The organism is Candidatus Dadabacteria bacterium (genome assembly GCA_026705445.1).
GTDB lineage: Bacteria > Desulfobacterota_D > UBA1144 > Nemesobacterales > Nemesobacteraceae > Nemesobacter.
In genome coordinates this window covers 21,312-41,396 of the sequence record JAPPAR010000025.1, presented here as the reverse complement: position 1 = coordinate 41,396, position 20,085 = coordinate 21,312, and the positions used below count along the sequence as shown (strand labels likewise).

General features: G+C 51.9%; 10 protein-coding genes and 1 tRNA gene. 7 read left to right on the top strand and 4 right to left on the bottom strand.

Going from position 1 to position 20,085, the window contains the following annotated elements; all coding sequences use genetic code 11:
- Window positions 1-38: 38 nt before the first annotated feature.
- Complete coding sequence (locus tag OXG75_06165) at window positions 39-3,854, bottom strand: translocation/assembly module TamB (GenBank protein MCY3625555.1); 3,816 nt, start codon at window positions 3,852-3,854, stop codon at window positions 39-41.
- Between the two features lie 315 nt (window positions 3,855-4,169).
- On the opposite strand from OXG75_06165, the gene OXG75_06160 reads away from it, so the two are divergent.
- Together OXG75_06160 and rlmB are read left to right on the top strand one after the other, a co-directional pair.
- A complete protein-coding gene (locus tag OXG75_06160; GenBank protein ID MCY3625554.1) occupies window positions 4,170-5,552 on the top strand; it encodes a M23 family metallopeptidase in 1,383 nt (460 codons plus the stop codon).
- The gene (gene rlmB, locus OXG75_06155) at window positions 5,549-6,295 is read left to right on the top strand and encodes a 23S rRNA (guanosine(2251)-2'-O)-methyltransferase RlmB (protein MCY3625553.1); all 747 of its coding nucleotides are present in this window, start codon (window positions 5,549-5,551) and stop codon (window positions 6,293-6,295) included. The genes OXG75_06160 and rlmB overlap by 4 nt, the downstream gene beginning before the upstream one ends.
- Here the strand turns inward: rlmB and ligA are convergent.
- From ligA to OXG75_06140, 3 genes are read right to left on the bottom strand one after another with little or no spacing between them, the layout of a single operon-like run.
- Window positions 6,282-8,345, bottom strand: coding sequence for an NAD-dependent DNA ligase LigA (gene ligA / locus OXG75_06150; GenBank protein MCY3625552.1), 2,064 nt, complete (start codon window positions 8,343-8,345; stop codon window positions 6,282-6,284). The genes rlmB and ligA overlap by 14 nt on opposite strands.
- A gap of 1 nt (window position 8,346) precedes the next feature.
- Window positions 8,347-10,065, bottom strand: coding sequence for a DNA polymerase/3'-5' exonuclease PolX (gene polX / locus OXG75_06145; protein ID MCY3625551.1), 1,719 nt, complete (start codon window positions 10,063-10,065; stop codon window positions 8,347-8,349).
- A gap of 16 nt (window positions 10,066-10,081) precedes the next feature.
- Window positions 10,082-11,815: an N-acetylmuramoyl-L-alanine amidase gene (locus OXG75_06140; protein MCY3625550.1), complete on the bottom strand. Its 1,734-nt coding sequence runs from the start codon at window positions 11,813-11,815 to the stop codon at window positions 10,082-10,084.
- 104 nt (window positions 11,816-11,919) lie between these two features.
- On the opposite strand from OXG75_06140, the gene OXG75_06135 reads away from it, so the two are divergent.
- From OXG75_06135 to OXG75_06115, 5 genes are all read left to right on the top strand, one after another.
- A complete protein-coding gene (locus OXG75_06135) occupies window positions 11,920-12,687 on the top strand; it encodes an MBL fold metallo-hydrolase (protein MCY3625549.1) in 768 nt (255 codons plus the stop codon).
- A 35-nt stretch (window positions 12,688-12,722) separates the two neighbouring features.
- Entirely contained in the window at window positions 12,723-13,946 is a 1,224-nt protein-coding gene (locus OXG75_06130; GenBank protein ID MCY3625548.1) for a 2,3-bisphosphoglycerate-independent phosphoglycerate mutase, read from the top strand.
- A gap of 41 nt (window positions 13,947-13,987) precedes the next feature.
- Window positions 13,988-14,073: transfer RNA gene (locus tag OXG75_06125), tRNA-Leu, on the top strand.
- A gap of 1,001 nt (window positions 14,074-15,074) precedes the next feature.
- A complete protein-coding gene (locus OXG75_06120) occupies window positions 15,075-19,661 on the top strand; it encodes a RecQ family ATP-dependent DNA helicase (GenBank protein MCY3625547.1) in 4,587 nt (1,528 codons plus the stop codon).
- 3 nt (window positions 19,662-19,664) lie between these two features.
- Window positions 19,665-20,039 carry a hypothetical protein gene (locus OXG75_06115; protein ID MCY3625546.1) on the top strand — a complete coding sequence of 125 codons (375 nt, stop codon included), beginning with the start codon at window positions 19,665-19,667 and terminating at the stop codon, window positions 20,037-20,039.
- The last annotated feature ends 46 nt before the right edge of the window (window positions 20,040-20,085 follow it).

The window sequence follows — 20,085 nt, the reverse complement described above, 5'->3', positions numbered from 1 at the left end:
TATCGCTTCTGGCAAGAGTATGACCGAAGCCCTGTCTTTTAAAAATTGAAATTGTAGAAAAAATCGACTCCGGGGTTTTCTCCGCCCATCTGGCTTTCAATCGAGAATCTTCTGTTCAGTCTCCATTCGAGGTTGAGCTTGTTGTGCATCTCCGCCGTGTGGTCAAGCGAGGTCTTGGAGGGCGACCTCTCGTAGCCGACGAAGATGTCCCTTGTGACGTAGGAGCCGACTTTCAGCGTGCTGTCCTCAAACCCTCGGTCTCCTTCCTGTATGCTCAGCAGGTCAAGGCCGATCTCAGAGCTTAAAAGCTCAGAGATTCCGCCTGCGGCAACCGCGGTCGCGAATTTCCCCATAAATGCCCTTTGCTGGCTCTGGAGCCTGTTGCTCGAAGCTCCGAAGACTATATAGGAGATTATGTCGATTTCTTCGAGATCAGGAGTGCTTGAGAGAGACAGGTCCGGTTCCCTCAGGTCTCCCGTGACGTTTACGTACACGTCTACATCGCCGGCGTCGTAATAGGCCTTGACGTTGAGATCCGGGTTATTCGATGCCCCCGTAAAATTAAGCGTGGCGTCCTCTATGTCGAAAAGCTTTCCGAAGACCGCGTAATACCCCTCGGATGACACTATGTTTCCCTGCATGTTAAGGTCGCCGCCCGGTTCTTTACTAAGCCTCAGTTTTCCTCTTGTGTTAAAGTTGGCCTCCTTGGTTTTAATCCACGTGCCCGAGGAGATGTCGACTGAGATATCCATCGCGGTTTTTTCTCTGTAAAAACCGGTTTCATTCTGTGCCTCAAGTGAAAACTCGTCGGCCAAGCTTTCGGTCTTCTCTATGAAGCTGATGTCTTTTATGGTTTTTATCCTGCCCGGGTACAGGCGAATTCTTCCCGCGGTGACCTTGGTCTTTCCCGTTACTTTAAGAAATTCGCCTTTTTTCTCTATCTTGAGATCGCCGGAGAGATCCGTTTTTATCGAATGAGGATTAAAACGGACTTTCTCCATCTCAAGATCCGCGCGGTAGGTGAAATCGGAGATGTCCATTTTGCCTTTCAGGTAGGCTTTCCCCTGTTTTGAACGGATTTCGGTCCTTGGCAGGGAGAGTTTTGTCCCGCTGAACAAGAGCTTTGCGTGCTCGGTGAACAGGCTGTTTCTGAGCTGGGTAAGAGACAGTCTTACGTCATTTAGTTCAAGGTTCCCTTTTACACGCGGTCTTGAGAGGGTGCCGTTTAGAGAAAGACTGCCGGATGAAAAGTCGCCATCGATTTTCTCTATCGAACTTGAAAAAATTTTCACGAAACCAAGACCGTACCCGTCCGACTTCAATTCAAGGTCCATCGAAGTTCCCATTACCGCTTCCAGCGGGCTCTGCGCATTTCGCGGAACCAGCAGATCTCCCCGTAAGCTCAGGCTTTCCTTCTGTCCCAGTGAGGATAGCAGGTCCAGAGAAAGTCTTCCTTCTTTGCCACCGAGTCTGATTTTCATATCTCCCGATGCCGGGAATCCGTAAGAGAAGCCTTCCGATCTTATTTCGGCCTGAACTGAAGGAGCGGCAAAAGAACCGCTGGCTCGGACTTTTCCGTTGAGAGTCCCTCCTAGGTCGTGTCTGAGATTAAGAACCTTCGATATGATCAGCGGATTGAAGCTTGTTATGTCGGCCCGCAGGTCGATCGTTTTTTCTTTCCTGTCGATTTCTCCCAGAAAGTCGGAGATTTTCCCTTCTCCGTAGGTAAGTTCATCTCCCCGAATCCTTGTTCTGTCAGAAGATATGTCAAGGAGGATATCTCCTTTGTTTTTAAACAGCTTTTCGTCCAGAAGACCTTCAAGATACGTGATCCTTAATCTTTTCTCGTGTTCCATGAGATCGCTGACGCTGAATTCTGAAGAGGCGTAGGAACCGTCTTTCTTGCTCAAAAGAACTCCTGCGTCAAAGCGAGTTTCCGTTCCCCGAAGCTTTGCCTCGATCGTGTCCGAGTAATTGCCGAGAACGCGGGCCCGTTCTCCCAGCAGATATATATCAAGCGATACCTTGGGGGTGTTTTTTAAATCAATCCGGGTGCTTGACCTAACGGACATGTCCTGGGCTATGAAATCTTCTTCATAGGCGAAGTTCTCTACGCGCGAGTTCGCCTCGATAAGCGGGGTGGAAATGTCTCCGCTTATCTTTCCGCTTGAGTCTATTTTTCCTAAAACCAGAGGGATCCTTTCGTCAATCTCGGAGAGAAAGCTCAGGTCCTGCGTTTTGAATTCAAAAACGCAGTCAAGGCTCTTCTGCGTTACTTTGGTTTTTTCCGCGGACAGGGAAAATTGATCGGACAGGACGTTAAGCCTGTTTACTGTCAGGGTTCCTTTTTGAATGCTGCCGTCTATCCGGGAGCTTATGCTCGTTATTCCGTATAGTTCGTCTGTTTTAAGATCGGCGTTTACGCGCAAGTACTTGTTTTCAAAGAACTTACCTTTTTTCGGTATCGCCCCCTTAAAAGTCGCGCTTCCGTCGACATAGTTGTCAATTGCGATATCTGGGAATTCGAATTTCAGCTTGAATCCTTTTGCCTTTGAGGTCGAATCGAAATCCATACCGTCGTTTCTGAACGTCATGTAACCTTCGATCCGAAGGCTGCTCTGCTCGCTGTCTATTACGTCGAGATAATCGGGTTCGATCCGAAGGGAATAGATTTCCCTGCTCGCCCAGCTGCCGCTTACCCTGAGATTCGAGTTCAGCCTTGAGTCGTTTCCGAACTTAAGCGGGTAGGGGGTGCGGTTGAGTATCTCGGTCAGTTCATCCGTGTTCGCGCCGTTTAGCTCCGCGGTGAGATCAAACCAGTTCTTCTCTTCTCCCGCGAGCCATTTCTTAAAGTCGATGCTGCCCTTCAGGCTTGACTCCCCGAATCCTCCGCCTGCCGTGCCTTCTATAAAGGTCTTTGTCCCTTTAATGGTTACAGGACTGAGGTCCATCCGAAACGGCTTTCCGTTAAGAAAAGAATCGGGTGTCGAGATTTCCATCGTGCCGACCATGTTGTCTAAGGAATGCATCTTGACCTTCGTTTTTGCCTTGAGGTTTATTTCTCCCTTTTCAGTTATTCCGAGCGTGTCGAAAAACACGGTCATGTCGAATTCAGGGTTCCTCAGGCCTCTCGCGATCCCGCTTCCCCTGACCGGCACGCCCTCGACCTTGAATCCCGCGTCTTTGAATACGCAATCCCAGGAAGCTATATCGATTTTCCCCTTGAGGTTTCTTATCCTGATTCTGGGGGACACGTAGTCGAAATTTATGTCCTTCGCGTCAAGTTCGATCTTTTTCGTCAGTTCAATGATGTTTATCGAGAACAGAGACTCCTCAACCAGGTCAAATTCCCAGACCTTGTCTCTGGTGCGGTCAACAATCGTAATGCGGGAATCGCGGATTCTGTTATTCGCGAAAATGAGGCTTATTCTTTCCCCTTGCGGGCCCTCGGCGGTTTTGTCTTGGTTCTTCAGTTTCTTGAAATCCCATACCCCGCGTCTGTCCTTTGCAAGAAAAACTCTGAGACCCCGTATCTCCGTGTCGGACAAGTAGAGCTTCTTTCTCGAAATCATTGAGTAAAGAAGCGGGATTGAATAGTTCGTCGAGAGTTTTTCGATCTCCATGTAACTCTCTCCGGCTATTTTTACTTCAATATCGCTTATCTCCAGTGTGGAGATTATGCTTCCCTCGATACCTCCGAGGCTGATATGGAAATTGGGGATTGAGTTTAGCCTTCGCTCTATGAGGTTTTTTGCGTACTGGCGGCTTCCCTCGGTCTGGGAGAACAGAAAAAGCCCCAAGACAAGGCCGCAGACTACTGCCGTGAATATAAAAAAAATCGTTCTTCGACGCACTGTCCTTAGTGAAAACGCAGGGAACTTCTCTTCAGTTACGCTGTAAGGATCTGGATTTTCCTAACAAGCCTATTATACTTAAAAGCCGCCAAATAAAAACAGAACTCACTTGAGGTGCCCGGAAGGTTCCTTCCAAAGAAATGTTCTGTTCGCTACGGGCTTTTTCCCGTAAAACCGGATCGTGCGAGAGGCAATTTTGAGATACCCGAGGCGGTGCGGAAACAGGGTTTCTTTCAGGTTCACTTACGCTATCCGGGCTGCTCTTATGATGTTATAAGCGAAGCTGCCACGGTAATTCGAAGGAGGTTGTTTTAAATGCTAAAGGTGTCCGGAAAACAGGTTGCGGCTGTTTTTGGGGTTGTGCTTCTGATAATTGCTCTCATAAAAATCATCTCCGTTGCCGAGATGAGCCCTCCCGTCATATCCCTTGAGCGGGATGTTAAGAGTCTCGGCTTAAAGCCCCTTGAGGTGACTGTGTCTGACAAGGGCACAGGGCTTTCCAAGGTGCGCATCTCTCTGCTTGACGCTTACGGGGAATCCGTTCTTGTTGAAAAAGAATACGAGAAAGGAACTAAAAGCGATGTGATAAGCGTGAGAATCAATCCCGAGAAGCTTGGCATAAAAAGCGGCGCAGCGGAACTTCTAATAGAGGCGACTGACCGTTTCATGAATGGTCTTTTCCCCGGGAGAAAAGCCGTTTTCAGCCAGAGAGTCACCCTGGATTTCATCCCTCCCCAGATACAGGAACTCTCGCCCGCGCTGTACATAAGACACGGGGGCGCAGGAGTTGTCATCTACAAGGTTTCTGAGGACACGGTCTCAAGCGGCGTTGAAATAAAAGACCTCTTTTTTGAAGGCTACACGGGGTACTTCGAAGATCCCTCGGTATACCTTGCCTTTTTCGCCTACCCGTATAATGCGGACAGGGGTGAGAAGATAGAAATTCTTGCGGCTGACGCGGCCGGCAACGAAGCGAGGGAATCTGTCTATTACCGGCTTCTTCGGGCCTCTTACGTAAAGGATGAGATAGGCCTCTCCGAGTGGTTTCTTAAAAGCAAGGTGCTTCCGCTTTTCACCAAGGTCTACGGCTATTCCCCGGTCGGAGATGACGGGACCCCCGATTTGCGCAAGGCGTTTCTGAAGATCAACAGCGAAACGAGAAAGGAAAACGACAACAGGATATATGAGATCGGAAGACAAAGCAGGAAGGAGATTCTCTGGAAAGGGAAGTTCAACCAGCTTCGCAATTCCAAGGTGGGCGCGACATTTGCGGATCACAGGAGATACCTGATGGACGGCAACGTGATCGACAATCAGTATCACCTCGGCTACGACCTCTCGGTTACTAAAAAATACCCTGTCCCCGCTTCTAACACCGGAGTGGTGGTTTTCGCTGAGCACCTCGGCATATACGGCAATACGGTTATCATCGACCATGGAATGGGAGTTATGAGTCTTTACTCCCACCTGAGTTCGATGGATGTGAGCGTCGGGGACAGCGTGGGGAAAAAAGATATCGTGGGAAGGACGGGCACTACCGGGCTTGCTGTTGGAGACCATCTGCATTTCGGGGTTTACGTCCAGGGAGTTCCGGTGAGGCCGCTTGAGTGGTGGGACGCCAAGTGGATCAACGACAACATACTGTACAAGGTTAACTACGTTAAGAAGAGTTCCGGGGTCAAGGAGAGCCCGCGGTGATTGTCTACGGCAAGAATTCAGTCACAGAACTTCTCCGCAATTCTCCTCGGGAGATAAAGAAAATCATGGTCTCGGAGAATTTCGACGTTTCTTCTGACCCGAGGATTAACGCCTCGATCAAGAAATTCCGCATAAAACTCACCCATCTTCCGAGAAGCGCGATTACGGACATATGCAAAAGCCCGAATCACCAGGGTATAGCGGCTGAAATCTCCGATTTTACCTACAGTTCGGTTGAGGAGATCCTCGGTGTGGCGAGGGAAAGACGGGAGAAGGTTTTTCTTCTTGTTCTCGATCATATGGAAGACCCGCAGAATTTCGGCGCCATAATAAGGACCGCGGATTTTCTCGGAGTCCATGGGATCGTGATACCCGCTGACCGGGCGTGCGACGTGAATCCGACGGTGGTAAAAGTTTCCTCCGGGGCTTCGGCCAACATAAAGATCGCCCGGGAGACGAATCTCGGCAGGGTGATCGATGCTCTTAAGAAAAAAGGGGTCTGGGTCGCGGGAGCCGATGCGGGTTCCGAGGACGCGGTCTGTGACTGCGACTTCGCTTCGCTCGATATAGCAGTTGTGATAGGGAACGAGGGCAGGGGAATGCGAAGCAAGACAAGACAGAAATGCGATTTTCTGCTTTCTGTTCCAAGAGAGGGGAAAGTGGAATCTCTAAACGCTTCCGTAGCCGCGGGGATTTTTCTCTACGAGGTCTACAGACAGAGGCACGGAACTAAAGCCCTATGAGGCTTTTCAGATGTTCTTCCGTAATGATATCCGTTCCGAGCTCGCGGGCTTTTTGAAGTTTCGTGGTTCCCGGGTCCGCTCCTGAAACCAGAAAATCTGTCTTTCCAGATACCGAGTTAACGACTTTTCCGCCGAGTCTCTCTATCTCGCTTTTTATCTGCTCCCGGGGAACCGATAGAGTGCCTGTCAGGACAAACGTTTTTCCGCCGATTTTTTCATTTTCCCCTGACGGCTCTGGTTCTTCTTCTATTCTCACCTGACGCAAAAGCGCTTCTACCACGCTCTTTCTCTCGTGGTCCTCAAAGAATCCGAGTATGCTTTGGGCCAGTTCCTCGCCTACGCCTTCCACTTGGAGAAGATCTTCGCTTGTGGCTGCCATGAGGTTCTCAGGGGTCTTGAATTCACGGGCGAGCGTCTGCGCGGTTCTGGTGCCCACGTGCTTTATGCTAAGAGAGTTTAAGAATCTCTCGAGGCTTATATCCCTGCTTTTTTTTATCTCTTCTAGGAGGTTGTCGGCGGACTTTTCCGCAAACCCCTCAAGTCCGAGAAGCTGTTCCCTCCTGAGAGTGAAAATATCGGCCATGTTTCTCAGGATTCCTTCGTTTATCAGTTGCTCCACTCTTTTCCCCCCGAGTCCTTCTATGTCAAAAGCGTTTCTCGAAGCGAAAAGACTTATTCTTCCTTTGATCTGCGCGGGACAGGAAGTGTTCGGACAGAGATGAAATGAGCCTTCTCTCTCAATTGAAGCTTCGCAGTGGGGGCAGTCCTTCGGCATGGAGAAACTTTCCTTTCCTCTTTCCTTCGAGGGGACGACTTCCACCACTTCCGGTATCACGTCTCCCGCCCTTTGCACAACCACGGTGTCGCCGATTCTCACGTCTTTTTCCCTTACGGTGTCCTCTGTGTGAAGGGATGCCCTCTTTATCTCGATGCCGGATATCTTTATCGGCTCAAGCTCGGCCACCGGGGTGAGGTGTCCCGTTCTTCCGACCTGGATGATTATATCCCTTATTTTCGTGGTTACCTGCTTGGGGGAGAACTTTATGGCCACGCTCCAGCGGGGATATTTCGCCGTTGTTCCCAGGATTTCCTGCAGCCTCCTGCTTCTTACCTTCAAAACGGCCCCGTCGATCTCATAATCGATGGAATCTCTTTTCTGCTCAAGCTCCCTCGCGTACTCAATGGCCTGGTCGATGCCCAGGCAGTCTTTGGGTTCTTCAACACGGAACCCCCATTTATGGAAAGCCTCGTATATTTCAAGCTCGTCTCTTAAATCCACCCCTTCGCAGCTACCCACTCCCCAGGCGTAAAAGTGCAGGGGACGTCGCGCGGTCACGGAAGAGTCAAGCTGGCGAAGCGAACCTGAAGCCGCGTTCCTCGGGTTTTTAAACAGCGTCCTGAGAGGCTTCGGTTTTTTATCTTCTTTTAAGAGGGTTTCGTTCTTTTTTTCAAGTTCCTCATTAAGTTTTTCAAGCTCTTCATTCAGCTTTGCGAACAGGCTTTTCGGGAATACGACCTCTCCCCTTATCTCGACCAGCTTCGGCTTTCGGTCTCGCCCCGAAAGAGCCAGGGGAACGGACCTTACGGTCTTTAAGTTCGCCGTTATCTCCTCTCCCGTTTTTCCGTTGCCTCTCGTGGCACCGTGGAGCAGCTTTCCTTCAGCGTAGGTAAGCGATGCCGAGACTCCGTCGAACTTGGGCTGCAGGACGTATTCGATTTCTTCTTCGGTCTTGAGAAATCTTTTTATCCGCCTGTCAAACTCCCTGGTTTCCTGCTCATCCACTGCGTTATCGATGCTCATCATCGGAATTACGTGGGAGAACGGATTGAACTGCTCAGAAACCTCTCCCGCGACTCTCTGCGAGGGGGAATCCGGGACGGCCAGGCCGTGGTCCTGCTCAAGCTCAACAAGCCTTCTCATGAGTCTGTCATAATCGGCGTCGGGAATCTCAGGGTTGCTCTCCGCGTAGTAGAGATGGTCATGGCGCCTTATTTCCTCTCTCAGGCGGGATACTTCCGCCCGGGCCTGCTTTTTGGTGAGTCGGGCCATTTTACGAGTCGTGGCTTGCGAGCCATTTAAGGAGTTCGGAAAGACCGTAGGTGTTTACGACGTCTGTTTTCTTTACCCATCCCCGCCTTGCTGTTCCGACCCCGAAGATCATTCTTTCGAGGTGCTCGGTCCTGTGGGCGTCGGTTGACACTATGATCTTGACCCCGGCCTCAACAGCTTTTCTGGCGTGGGTATCCTTGAGGTCAAGCCGCTTGTAGGACGAGTTTATCTCCAGCGCCTTGCCATGATTCCTGGCGGTCTCGATAACGGCGTCTATATCGACCTTGTAGGGCTCTCTCTGCGCTATCAGCCTTCCGGTCGGGTGCCCGAGAGCGTCCACGTTGGGATTTTCCAGGGCGCCGCATATCCGTCTTGTCATTTCCTCTTCTTCCATCAAAAAGGAGCTGTGAACCGACGCGACGACGAAATCAAGTTCCCGAAGCACCTCATCTGGATAATCAAGAGAGCCGTCGGGCAGTATGTCGACCTCGGAACCCATGAGTACTCTTACCGCTCCGCCCTCGGAGTTTATTTTTTCCACTTCCTCTTTTTTCTGCCAAAGCCTCTTTGTGCTGAGTCCCTTTGCTATCCTTGATGAGGGCGAGTGGTCGGTCATGGCTATATATTCGTAGCCGAGAGATGCCGCCTTGTCCGCCATCTGGCGGATGGTTGACGCTCCGTCGCTCCAGGTTGAATGGGCATGGAGGTCTCCTCTTAGGTCTTCTATCTCGATCAGCGCGGGAAGCTCCCCTGCGCGCGCCGCCTCGATCTCTCCGCGGTCTTCCCGCAGCTCAGGGGCAATATAGCCCAGCTCGAGGGATTCGTAGACTTCCTCCTCGGAGACAAAGTATCCATTACCGTTGCGGATACCCATGTGGTCTGTCTCAAGACCCTTTGCCGCCGCAATTTCCCTTATTCTTGCGTTATGGGCGGGCGAGCCAGTAAGGTTCTGAAGTGCCGAGCCGTAGCAGTGGGGCTCTACGACCAGAAGATCGGTCCGTACCCCGGCCTGCGTAAGAATCCGCGTGCTGTTTTCGGTTCTGCCGAGAACTTCCTTGATGAAAGCGAGAGCCGTGAATTTCTCTATGACTCCCGCCCCGTCATCGGCCGAGGCGATTATGTCTATGTTCGCGACGGTTTCCCTCATCCTTCGGAGCGAGCCTGCCAGCTCGGCCCGCAGGACGCCGGGGATTATCTCTATTTTCTCTTTTACCTCCGTGGCGAGAGCGTGGGCCTTTACAAGCCTCATCCTCTTTTTCCCACCCTCGAAAACCTCTACCGAGCGCGATATCTGCTCGATTTTCTTTTTTCCTATGCCGTCTACCTCGAGAATGTCCGGGCTGGCGATGGTTTCCTTAAGGCTTTCGATGTCCGCTACTCCGAAGTGCTTTACGAGGGTGCGGAGAAACTTCGGTCCGACTCCTCTTATATCGAGAAGTTCTGCGAGTTCGTCGGGAACCTGTTTTTTTATCTCCTCGTAGTAGGCGATCTTCCCGGTGAGCCTGTGCTCGATTATTTTCTGGGAAAGATCCTTGCCGATTCCCGGTATCGTTGAGAGTTCCTTTTCCCCGTCGAATTCCTCAAGGGAATCCGGCATTGAGGAGATGTTGCGCGAGGCCTTTCTGTAGGCGTTTATCTTGAAGACGTTTTCATCCAGAATCTCAAGAGAATCGGCTATCCTTGAGAATATTTTCGCGATCTCGTTGTTTACGCTGTCCATAAAGCACATTGGGGCCTCAGGAGACTTTCTGGGTCTGCATTGAGTACTTCTTTATTCCCAGGACTATTCCGTCCACTATTCTATTTATGTAGGCTTCGCTCTTCAGTCTTTTTTCCTCTCTGGGATTTGTTATGAAAGAGGTCTCAATCAGCAGGCTCGGTACATCCGCTCCGATCAGCACGACAAAAGGCGCCTTTTTCACTCCCTTGTTGTTTATGTACTTGTATTTCACGGAAACGTTCTGAATTATGGATTTCTGCACGTAACCGGCGACCTGCTGGGACTCTTCTTTCTTGGCGCTGAGTATATATTGCTTGAGCGTGCTTCCAAGATCATTCAGTCCCTTGGTCGTGGTGGCGTTCTCCCTGGCCGCGAGCTGGAGTGAGGTCTGGTCGTCTGTAAAGCCCAGTATGTAGGTCTCTATTCCGTGCGCCTTTTTCCTTCTTGCCCCGTTGCAGTGTATGGATATGAAAATGTCTGCCTTTCTTTTTTTCGCTATTGCCGTGCGCTCCTCAAGAGGAATGAACCTGTCGGTGCTTCTTGTAAGGTAGACGTTTTCTATGCCGAAGCTCTTTCCCTCTTCTATAAGCCTCTCCCTAAGTCTCTTGGCTATCCTGAGGTTTACGTCCTTTTCCCTGAGGCCGCTTGGACCTACGGCGCCCGGATCATGTCCTCCGTGGCCCGGGTCGATCACTATGGTCCTTACCTTGAGTCCGAGGGCCTGCTTGAGGCTTGCTATCTCTCCTTCGGGAACCTTGGATTTAAGAGAGGGTCCCTGCTTGTCGTGTGAAGGAGCACCCTCCGCGAATATTTTCTCAGGCTGCGCTCCCGCTCCCTTTATGTCCATCACGAGCCGGAAAGAAGGGTTCTGTTCCGACTTTCTCAGGGAAAAGACCTTGTGGCCTTCAAGATCCTTTATGTAGAGCACGACGCGCGAGACTCCCGGGCGGTTGCTCGCGAAACTTATCTTCTCAAGAAGTCCTTTCGTGATGGGCTCGATGTTGACCGAATCCGAGATGACGGTTTTTTCAAGGTCAACGTAAAGGCGGGGAGGGGTTTTGAGATCGGGGTCGGCACGCAGCATTTTGGATGTGTACTTGATCTCTCTGTCGGCCTCTATTACGACCCGCGTATAGTCGTCCGTTGACCAGTGCCTTATTTTCTTTACGACGGCGTATCCCTTGGGGTATTTTTTGGGCGGCGCCTTTTTTGCCGCGGGCTCTGCTTTCTTTGAAGTTTTTGCTCCCGTGAGTGTCGCCAGCCTCTTCTTCGCTATCTCGTAGGTGTCTGCTTCCTCCATTCCGTAGACGATCCTCTGGTACGCCGTTGCGGCTTCCTTTTTCTCCCCCCTGCGCTCAAGGATCCTTCCCATCCGAAGCCACGAGTCGTCGGCCAGGCTGTCTTTCGGATATCTTTTCACGAACTCCCGCAAGTACTGAAGCGCTTTCTCGGAGTCCTCGGGCGTTTTGAACCTGAGGGACTTTCTGTCGTAGACCCTGGCGGCGGCGAAGAGACAGAGCGGGGCGTTTTTCCACTCGGGATCCTGCGAATACAGCCTGTAGAAAGTGCTTCCCACGAGATCCCATGTTTCGCTTCTCTTGGATTTTTCGGAATTTGACTCGATCTGGCGGTAAAGCTTGAAATTCTCTTCGAAGAGGGCCCTGTTTTTCTCCTTCGCCGTGGCGAAAGAAAGGGTAAGCAGGCAGATAGAAGCTATGAGAAAGGGAAAAAGTTTTATGCGGCTTCTCACTTTACACAGAAAGTATATTGGCTGTTGGGCCGTTGTAAATTTTTTTCGGAAGATTTGTATGTTATGTTCTTACAAAATTAATTCTACCATGTTTGGCGTGTTCTATGAAGGTCAGAGTGCTTGGATGTGCCACTTCAACAGGCGTTCCCGTAGTGGGCTGCCAATGTGATGTATGCACATCGGATAATATTAAGAACAAACGTACTAGAAGTTCCGTGGTTGTCGAGGTGGCCGGAAAGAAAATACTTATCGACACTTCGACCGATCTGAGGACCCAGGCTCTGAGGGAGGGCATAACCAGGATCGATCTCGTTCTCTATACCCACTCCCACGCGGACCACACCCACGGAATAGATGATCTTAAGGCGTTTAACTTCATAAATTCAATGGACATAGACTGTTACGCGAACAAGTGCGCCCTTACCAACATAAAGCGGAATTTCGCCTACATATTCGATTCCTTTCCCGCCGCGGGAGGAAAGCCCAGGCTTAACTTCAAGGAGATAAACGGGGAAATTAGGTTCGAGGGGATCAGGATAGAGCCAATCGACATCTATCATCACAACTGGCAGATACTCGGCTACAGGATCGGGTCTTTCGGTTACGTTACCGACTGCAGCGCCATTCCTGAGGAATCCTACGAAAAGCTCTCGGGGCTTGACCTTCTGATACTCGGCGCGTTGAGGTACAAACCCCACAGGGCCCACTTCAGCATAGAGCAGGCGGTAGGGGAAATAGAGAAACTGGGACCCAAAAGGGCCCTTCTTACCCACATGGGACACGAGCTTGAATACGAAAAGCTCCTCGCGGAACTCCCGGATCATGTAGAGCCGGCGTATGACGGAGCCGAAATAGAACTGAGGGATCCCTGATATTATCCCGCCCGGGTGGCGGACAAGGAAGAAAAATGCAGGATCTAGTATCAAAACTTGTTGAGAAAAACTCCTCGAAGATAGTTCTCTGCGTTCTTGACGGACTCGGGGGGCTTCCCGTTGACGGAAAGACCGAACTCGAGGCGGCACGAACCCCGAATCTTGACCGGCTTTCTTCGGCTGGGTCTATGGGGCTACACGTGCCGGTTGAGAGGGGCATAACCCCTGGAAGCGGTGCCGCGCACCTCGCGCTTTTCGGCTATGATCCCCTCAGAAACGAGATAGGAAGGGGGGTGCTCGAAGCGCTTGGCCTCGGTATTGATCTCGGCCCGTCGGATGTGGCGGTGAGGGGCAACTTCGCCACCGTGAAATACGAAGGGGATAACCCGGTCGTTACCGACAGGAGAGCGGGCAGGCTCAGCACCGAGGAGAACAGGAGGGTGATTTCCAGGATTTCGTCGGTCGTCAAGGAGGTATGCGGGGTAAAAGTAAATTTCTATCCGGGTCTTGAGCACAGGTTTGTCGTGGTTCTGTCGTTTCTGGCGCAGCTCTCGGAATCAGACGCACTTGTCTGCGACACAGACCCGCAGGCAGAAGGCAAAGCTCCTGTCAGGCCCCGCGGGGAGAACGGCAGTTCCCAGAAGACGGCTGAGATCGCGGGAGAGCTGATTGACAGGGCCTGCGAAGCGATAAGGGATGAGCCCGTTGCCAACTACATGCTTCTTAGGGGTTTTTCAGTGAGGCCTGATCTTCCGACCTTTGATGAGGCCTACGGGCTTCGAGCCGGATGCGTTGCCGCCTATCCGATGTACAGGGGAGTGTCGAAGCTGCTCGGGATGGACGTCCTTGAGGTCACAGGGGATTCCATCGGTGATGAGATCGAGACGCTTTCTCGTAATTTCGAAGATTATGACTTTTTCTACCTGCACGTGAAGAAAACGGACAGTTACGGAGAGGACGGGAATTTCGGGGCGAAGGTGGGTGTGATAGAGGAATTCGATTCGCTTCTCCCCGAAATCATGGAACTCGGGGTTAATGTTCTTGCCGTAACGGGTGATCACTCGACCCCGTCGGCAATGAAGTCGCACAGCTGGCACCCGGTGCCCCTTATGATCAGTTCTAAATACTGCAGGGGAAGGGGTGTGGCGGGTTTCTCCGAATCGTCCTGCCTGTCCGGTGACCTGGGGATCATAAAGGCGACGGAGATAATGCCGCTTCTTCTCGCTCACGCGGGACGGCTTCGCAAGTTCGGCGCTTGAAATTTGTCCCTTGCGTGATACTTTTTACAATCCGATTTTGTGCCGAAGTGGCGGAATAGGCAGACGCGCTATCTTGAGGGGGTAGTGCCCTACGGGCGTGCGGGTTCGACTCCCGCCTTCGGCACCACAATCTTGATTGACGCTGTAGATAATGCTTTCGTCCTTTCCCTAGGCCGTAGTCTGTACAAGTGTAGTTCTCCTCACATATTCCAGAGGTGACTAGGCGATACCTCAAATTTCTTCTTTTTTTCTCTTCAATTCCTAAACCGTTTTTTTCGTTCGATTAAACCAGTTTTTAAATTACAATAACGAGGACAAGCCATGAATGAGAAAAATGACGCACTTAGGTTGGGGAAAAGCTTTCCAACTATAGATAGTGACCAAATTCAAAAACTGATCCGAGTTTGTATTGAATGCCCGCAACTAAAACGCAGAAATCGTTCGTCGGCGTCTAAGGCGAAGGTGGTGATGTAAGCTATGTCATTCGCAGATTTTATCAAGAGGTGCGTCATATTAGACCTTGAGGTAATCGCCGGACAGATTCGAGATATTGGTGTGTTACGCGGAGGCGACGAGTTGCGGATTCGCGATGTGGGATTGTTAAATGACGCGATTCAAAAACTCAGTGCATTTGCATACGGTGCTGGTTTTGTGGCGGGGCATAACATAGTTGCCCACGATAGACGTTTCATAGAAGATCACCTACCGGGTGCCGAGATTCTCAACCTACCTGTTGTAGATACTCTCTACTTGGCTCCTCTCGCGAGTCCGCAGCAGCCCTATCACCACTTGGTCAAAGACTACAAGCTTGTTAATACGGCGCAGAGTGATCCCGTTGCGGACTGCCGGCTCTCGTTGCAACTGTTGGAAGACTGCTGGGTTATCTTGGAGAAACGGGAACGCGAGCATCCAGGGCTAGTGTCGATCTATCGCAGCTGCTTTGACGACTCTGATGCTCCCGGCAGTGTCTCGTCTCTTAACCTGAACGGGACCGGTATCTTTCTGGAAGCTCTTGGCGCCCGGCTACTGTCTCGAGATCTCGTGCTCCGCAGCTTCGAGCACTTCGCTCGCGACAGGGCGTGCCCGGTTGCAATCCGTCGTAAACTACCGTCTCTTCTAGACGACCCAATGACTCGACCGGCTGCTGCCTATTCCCTTGCTTGGCTCACGGTATCAGGGACTGAGTCCATTCTTCCGCGCTGGGTATACCGTACTTTCCCGGCCGCTCCCCAATTTCTGCACTCGGTCCGGAGCGTTCGGTGTGACGACCCGAGGTGCACGTATTGCTTTGTCCATCACGACCCCCGTGGCAAACTGGAGGAGTATTTCGGGTATAGAGCCTTTCACCCGACCCCAATGACGAGCGACGGAGATAGTCTGCAGGAACGGATTGTCCTGCGGGGAATCGAAAAACAGCCGATTTTGGCGATTCTGCCAACAGGCGGTGGTAAGTCGCTTTGCTTTCAACTACCCGCGATTGTCCACAACGAGCGGACCAGAGCACTTACCATTGTTATTTCTCCGCTCCAGGCGCTGATGAAAGATCAGGTTGAGAATCTCAATCGTAAGACCAAGACTGGGAACCTCGCAGCTGCTTTGAATGGCCTCCTGACCATGCCCGAGCGTCATGACGTGCTCGAAGCAGTACGGCTCGGACGGTTTGCACTCCTCTATGTCTCACCCGAACAACTGCGGAACCGTTCTTTCAAAACAGCTATACGTCAGCGTGAGATTGCCACTTGGGTGTTCGATGAGGCTCACTGCATCTCGAGATGGGGCCACGACTTCCGTCCAGACTACCTGTACGCGGCACGCTTCATCCGCGAGTTCTCGGCGAGAGAAGGGATTGACCCTGCTCCGGTAGCGTGTTTCACTGCGACCGCAAAGCTCGACGTACGTGAAGAAATCATTGCGCATTTCCGTGATGAGCTTGGCCAAGAGCTCAAGGTACTCGCAACTGATAGAGTTGACCGAGAGAACCTGAACTACTCGGTCGAAGAGGTGTCCCCTATGCAAAAAAGAGCTCGCATCCTCGAGTTGCTTGCAGAGCACATTGGAGAGCCGTCGGCCACAGTACCCCGAGGCGCAGCAATCATCTACGCGGGCAGGCGCAGACGGACGGAAGAACTTGCAACGTCACTGCGCGTCCACGGATGGAATGCTGAGCATTTCCATGCCGGCATCGATCCACCCGAGAAGAAGCGCGTCCAGGATGCGTTCATCTCTGGAAAGGTGCCAATTATCGTTGCGACCAACGCCTTCGGTATGGGGATTGATAAGGAAAACGTGCGACTTGTCGTACATGCTGACGTTCCCGGATCCCTTGAGAACTATCTGCAGGAAGCCGGGCGGGCAGGCCGAGACGGCGATTCGGCAAACTGTGTTCTGCTCTTTGCCAAAGGTGACCTCGAGGATCAGTTCGACTTGGCCTCGCGCGGTTGTCTTACCCAACGAGACATTTCTCAGATACTCAAAGCAGTCCGCAGGGCACGGCGTCGGGACGCTGAAGAAATCGTGCTTTCACCTGGTGAAATTTTGCGGATACCGGACACTGAGGTGTCGTTCGATGAGCGTGAAACATCAGCGAATACGAAGGTCAGAACCGCCATCTCATGGTTGGAACGCACGGGCTTTGTACTACGCGACGAAAACCAGACCCGCGTTTTCCAAGGTGTACCGGCAGTGCCTGATATCGATACTGCAAAAAGAAAAATGGAGGAGCTTAACCTCTCAGAACATGTACAACAGCGGTGGCTGGAAGTAATCAGTGAACTGCAAGAGGCAGATATCCGAGAAGGAATCGACACTGATCAGCTTGCCCACTTACCCTCTTTTCGATCACTCAAGTCTCATATTGGCGAAGACGCAGCAAATTGGGACCGCACTGCGTCCCGGGAAATCCTCCGCACCTTAGATGAAATGACACGCGCCGGATTGCTAGAGAGCGGACTCTACTTTACGGCCTGGGTTCGGCATAAGACGAAGAGCCGGTCGCTGGATCGGCTTGAGGAGATTGTAAGAGTTGAAAAAGCGGTGGTGGACCTCTTGCGCACTGAGTACTCTGATATAACATCCGGCACCGAAATACTGTTGTCCATCTCCCATTTGCAGGAGCGCCTTCGAACCGAGGGAATAAAAGTCACCCGCGACAGCACGCTAAAGCTACTTGTGGGTTGGGCACGCCAAGGCTTTAGTCAAAAAGCGCTCATAACGCTCGGAGGCGGCGGGCGACATGGCTTGCGTGTGAGTCTGCAAGCCGACTGGGCTGGCTTTCGGGAACAAGTGGACCTGCGCGTCCAAGTAAGCCGGACGGTGCTCAAAGTTCTCCTCTCAATTGCCGAGCGACAAGGCCTGATTGGTGAACAACTCGTGCTGTTTTCTCTGGAAGATCTCCGGTGCGGCATCAACGGGCAATCCGGATTGGTTAATCGGATCGGCGACCCATTCAACGCAATCGAGAAAACGCTCCTGTTCTTGGACGAGCACGACGTTATCAAGCTCCAGAAGGGCCTGTCGATTTTCCGCCAGGCAATGACTATACGATTTCCGGACGAGGCAAAAGGAAAACGCTATTCCGACCGCCATTACCGTCCCCTCCAAGACCACTACGATCAACGGGTGTGTCAGATTCATGCAATTGGGCGCTATGTGGAGGAAGCACAGGCAGAACTCAACAGCGGTCGCCGCTACATACAAAGCTACTTCAGTCTGCCTGCGTCTGAGTTCGTTCAGCATTATTTCGCGAACGATCCTAAGACACTCAAGCGAGCTACGTCGCGGGAGAGCTATGCGGAGATTGTTGAAAGCCTCCGCAATGATGCTCAGGAGCAAATTGTCACCGCGTCGAAGGATCACAATTTACTAGTGCTGGCAGGCCCTGGATCTGGAAAGACGCGCGTTGTGGTTCATCGATGTGCCTACCTTTTAAGGGTAGAGCGCGTACGACCCGAACGCATCCTAGTTGTCTGCTTCAACCGCTCCGCAATGTACCAGTTGCGAGTACGGCTCAGAGATCTCGTCGGTGATCTGGCACGCCAAGTTGCCGTACATACCTACCACTCTCTTGCTCTGCACCTGACCGAGCGATCGATAGCCGCCCGGGTCGAGGTGGCAGGTCAGGAGGACATCGACTTTGACAGTATCATTGACGAGGCGAACAGCCGCCTACGGGGTAAAGAGCAGGTTGTAGGAATGGAGCCGGACGAGCTTCGGGACCGAGTGCTCTCAGGTTTTGAATACGTGCTCGTGGACGAGTATCAGGACATTGATGCGCGACAGTATGAATTGATCACTCACATTGCGCGACGGGCGGGCGAAGACGAAGACCGCGACCGCTGCGCGACGATCCTCGCAGTGGGCGATGACGATCAGAGCATCTACGGGTGGCGCGACGCTAACATCCAATTTTTGCGTCAGTTTGAGAAAGAGTTCAAGGCCCAGCGACATTACCTAGTCGAGAATTATCGATCTACTCAGCGCATTATCGCCGTGTCTAACACATTGATCTGTCACAACCGGGACCGGATGAAATTGAAGCATTCGATTCGGGTAAATGTGGATCGTTTGAAAGAGCTTCCCGGCGGCGAGTGGGAATTGCTGGATAATGTTGCCCAAGGGCATGTCTCACTGCTGAAAGTGGAGGGTGGCGAGGCACAAACAGCTGCGGTGTTAGCAGAGATTGAGCGTCTGCGAAGGCTCGATCCGGAGCCGGATTGGTATAACTTCGCTGTCCTCTCGCGAACGCATGATCAATTGGCTTCTGTACGCGCGCTCCTTGAACGTGAGGGAGTGCCGGTCCGTAGGGTTCTCCGGGATGGATTGCCGCCTCTTTGGCGTATTCGAGAATTCAAACGCCTGCTCACACACTTGGAAGAAAGTAAACTGCCAGAGGTCTCTATACCAAAGTTGCGTGGGGAACTCTCTAGGGTTTGTGGTGTAGATTCATTCTGGACGGCAATGGCAAGCCGTATGCTGATGGATATTGAGGTAGAGTTTGGAGAAGAATCTTGTGCTGTGGTTGATGTGGTGGAGGCGCTATATAGGTGCTTTGCCGACCATTACCGCTCGCATGTCTTTGGCGACGGGGTGTTGGTTAGCACGGTGCATGCAGCGAAGGGATTAGAGTTTTCCCATGTCATTGTGCTCGGTGGTGAGTGGAAGAAGGGGAACATTGGCTCCTATGAGGAGGAGCGTCGCCTCTACTACGTAGCGATGACGCGAGCACGTAAGACACTTGCGTTGATAGACCGGAGAGACGATCCGCTTCCCTATGTGCGGGAGTTCGAGTCGAAGAACTTACGCATTCGTAAAGTCAGTGTCGCCAAGGGCCGATCAGACAAGCTTACCCATGTCCGCTACACGGTGCTTGGAATGCGGGATTTGTTCATAGACTTTGCGGGTGAGAAGCCTGAAGGACACGGAGTACACATCTCGCTGACCCGTATGCAAGTCGGTGATTCGATCACTTTGAAACGCGAGCAATCTGGCCAAGTCGTGGTGCTAGACTGCGAGGGCAAGCAGGTTGGATGTCTCTCAAAGAACACCGCGGAAAGTTGGCAGCAGCCAGATTTGAACCAGGTCGATGAAGTCCGGGTGCTCGGCATGGTATCGCGTGAACAGGAGGACTGTAAACCGGAGTATCGAGATCGAATTGCCGTACCCGATTGGGAGCTTCCGCTCCTCGAAGTGCGCCATCGTAGCCCGTCTACTGAATAGTCGATGTCTCGCACCTTTATCGCTTCTTGGCGTTTCAGTTTTTCCCTGCTCCTTTCCGCGATTTTGGGTTACGGGGTATCCGCCGCCGATCCGGAATCTTCTCCCCGGACGGGAAAGATAGTCGAGATCGAGATAAACGGCTCCATAAATCCCTCGACAGTGGATTACATTAAAAGCGGTCTCTCGGAGGCGCACGCCCGGGATGCCACTGCTCTGCTTGTTTTCATGGATGCTCCCGGAGGGCTTCTCAACTCCACGAAGGACACGGTTTTCTCAAAGTACTTGGTAAAGAGTCGTCTCGAAGCCGGTTTCATGCCGTCCTGCCAGACGATTCTTCCGATCCCGGCTCCTTTACTTCCATTTGTAGTCACGATATAGTCACATTTTCGGATGTGAAGTTTTAAACGGTGCAGTGAATCAGGAG

Bases quoted from the DNA above. Each gene is read 5' to 3' on its own strand.
- OXG75_06130 (MCY3625548.1), top strand. From the start codon at position 12,723: ATGCAGGATCTAGTATCAAAACTTGTTGAGAAAAACTCCTCGAAGATA.
- OXG75_06160 (MCY3625554.1), top strand. From the start codon at position 4,170: ATGCTAAAGGTGTCCGGAAAACAGGTTGCGGCTGTTTTTGGGGTTGTG.
- OXG75_06135 (MCY3625549.1), top strand. From the start codon at position 11,920: ATGAAGGTCAGAGTGCTTGGATGTGCCACTTCAACAGGCGTTCCCGTA.
- OXG75_06115 (MCY3625546.1), top strand. From the start codon at position 19,665: ATGTCTCGCACCTTTATCGCTTCTTGGCGTTTCAGTTTTTCCCTGCTC.
- OXG75_06120 (MCY3625547.1), top strand. From the start codon at position 15,075: ATGACTCGACCGGCTGCTGCCTATTCCCTTGCTTGGCTCACGGTATCA.
- polX (MCY3625551.1), bottom strand. From the start codon at position 10,065: ATGGACAGCGTAAACAACGAGATCGCGAAAATATTCTCAAGGATAGCC.
- ligA (MCY3625552.1), bottom strand. From the start codon at position 8,345: ATGGCCCGACTCACCAAAAAGCAGGCCCGGGCGGAAGTATCCCGCCTG.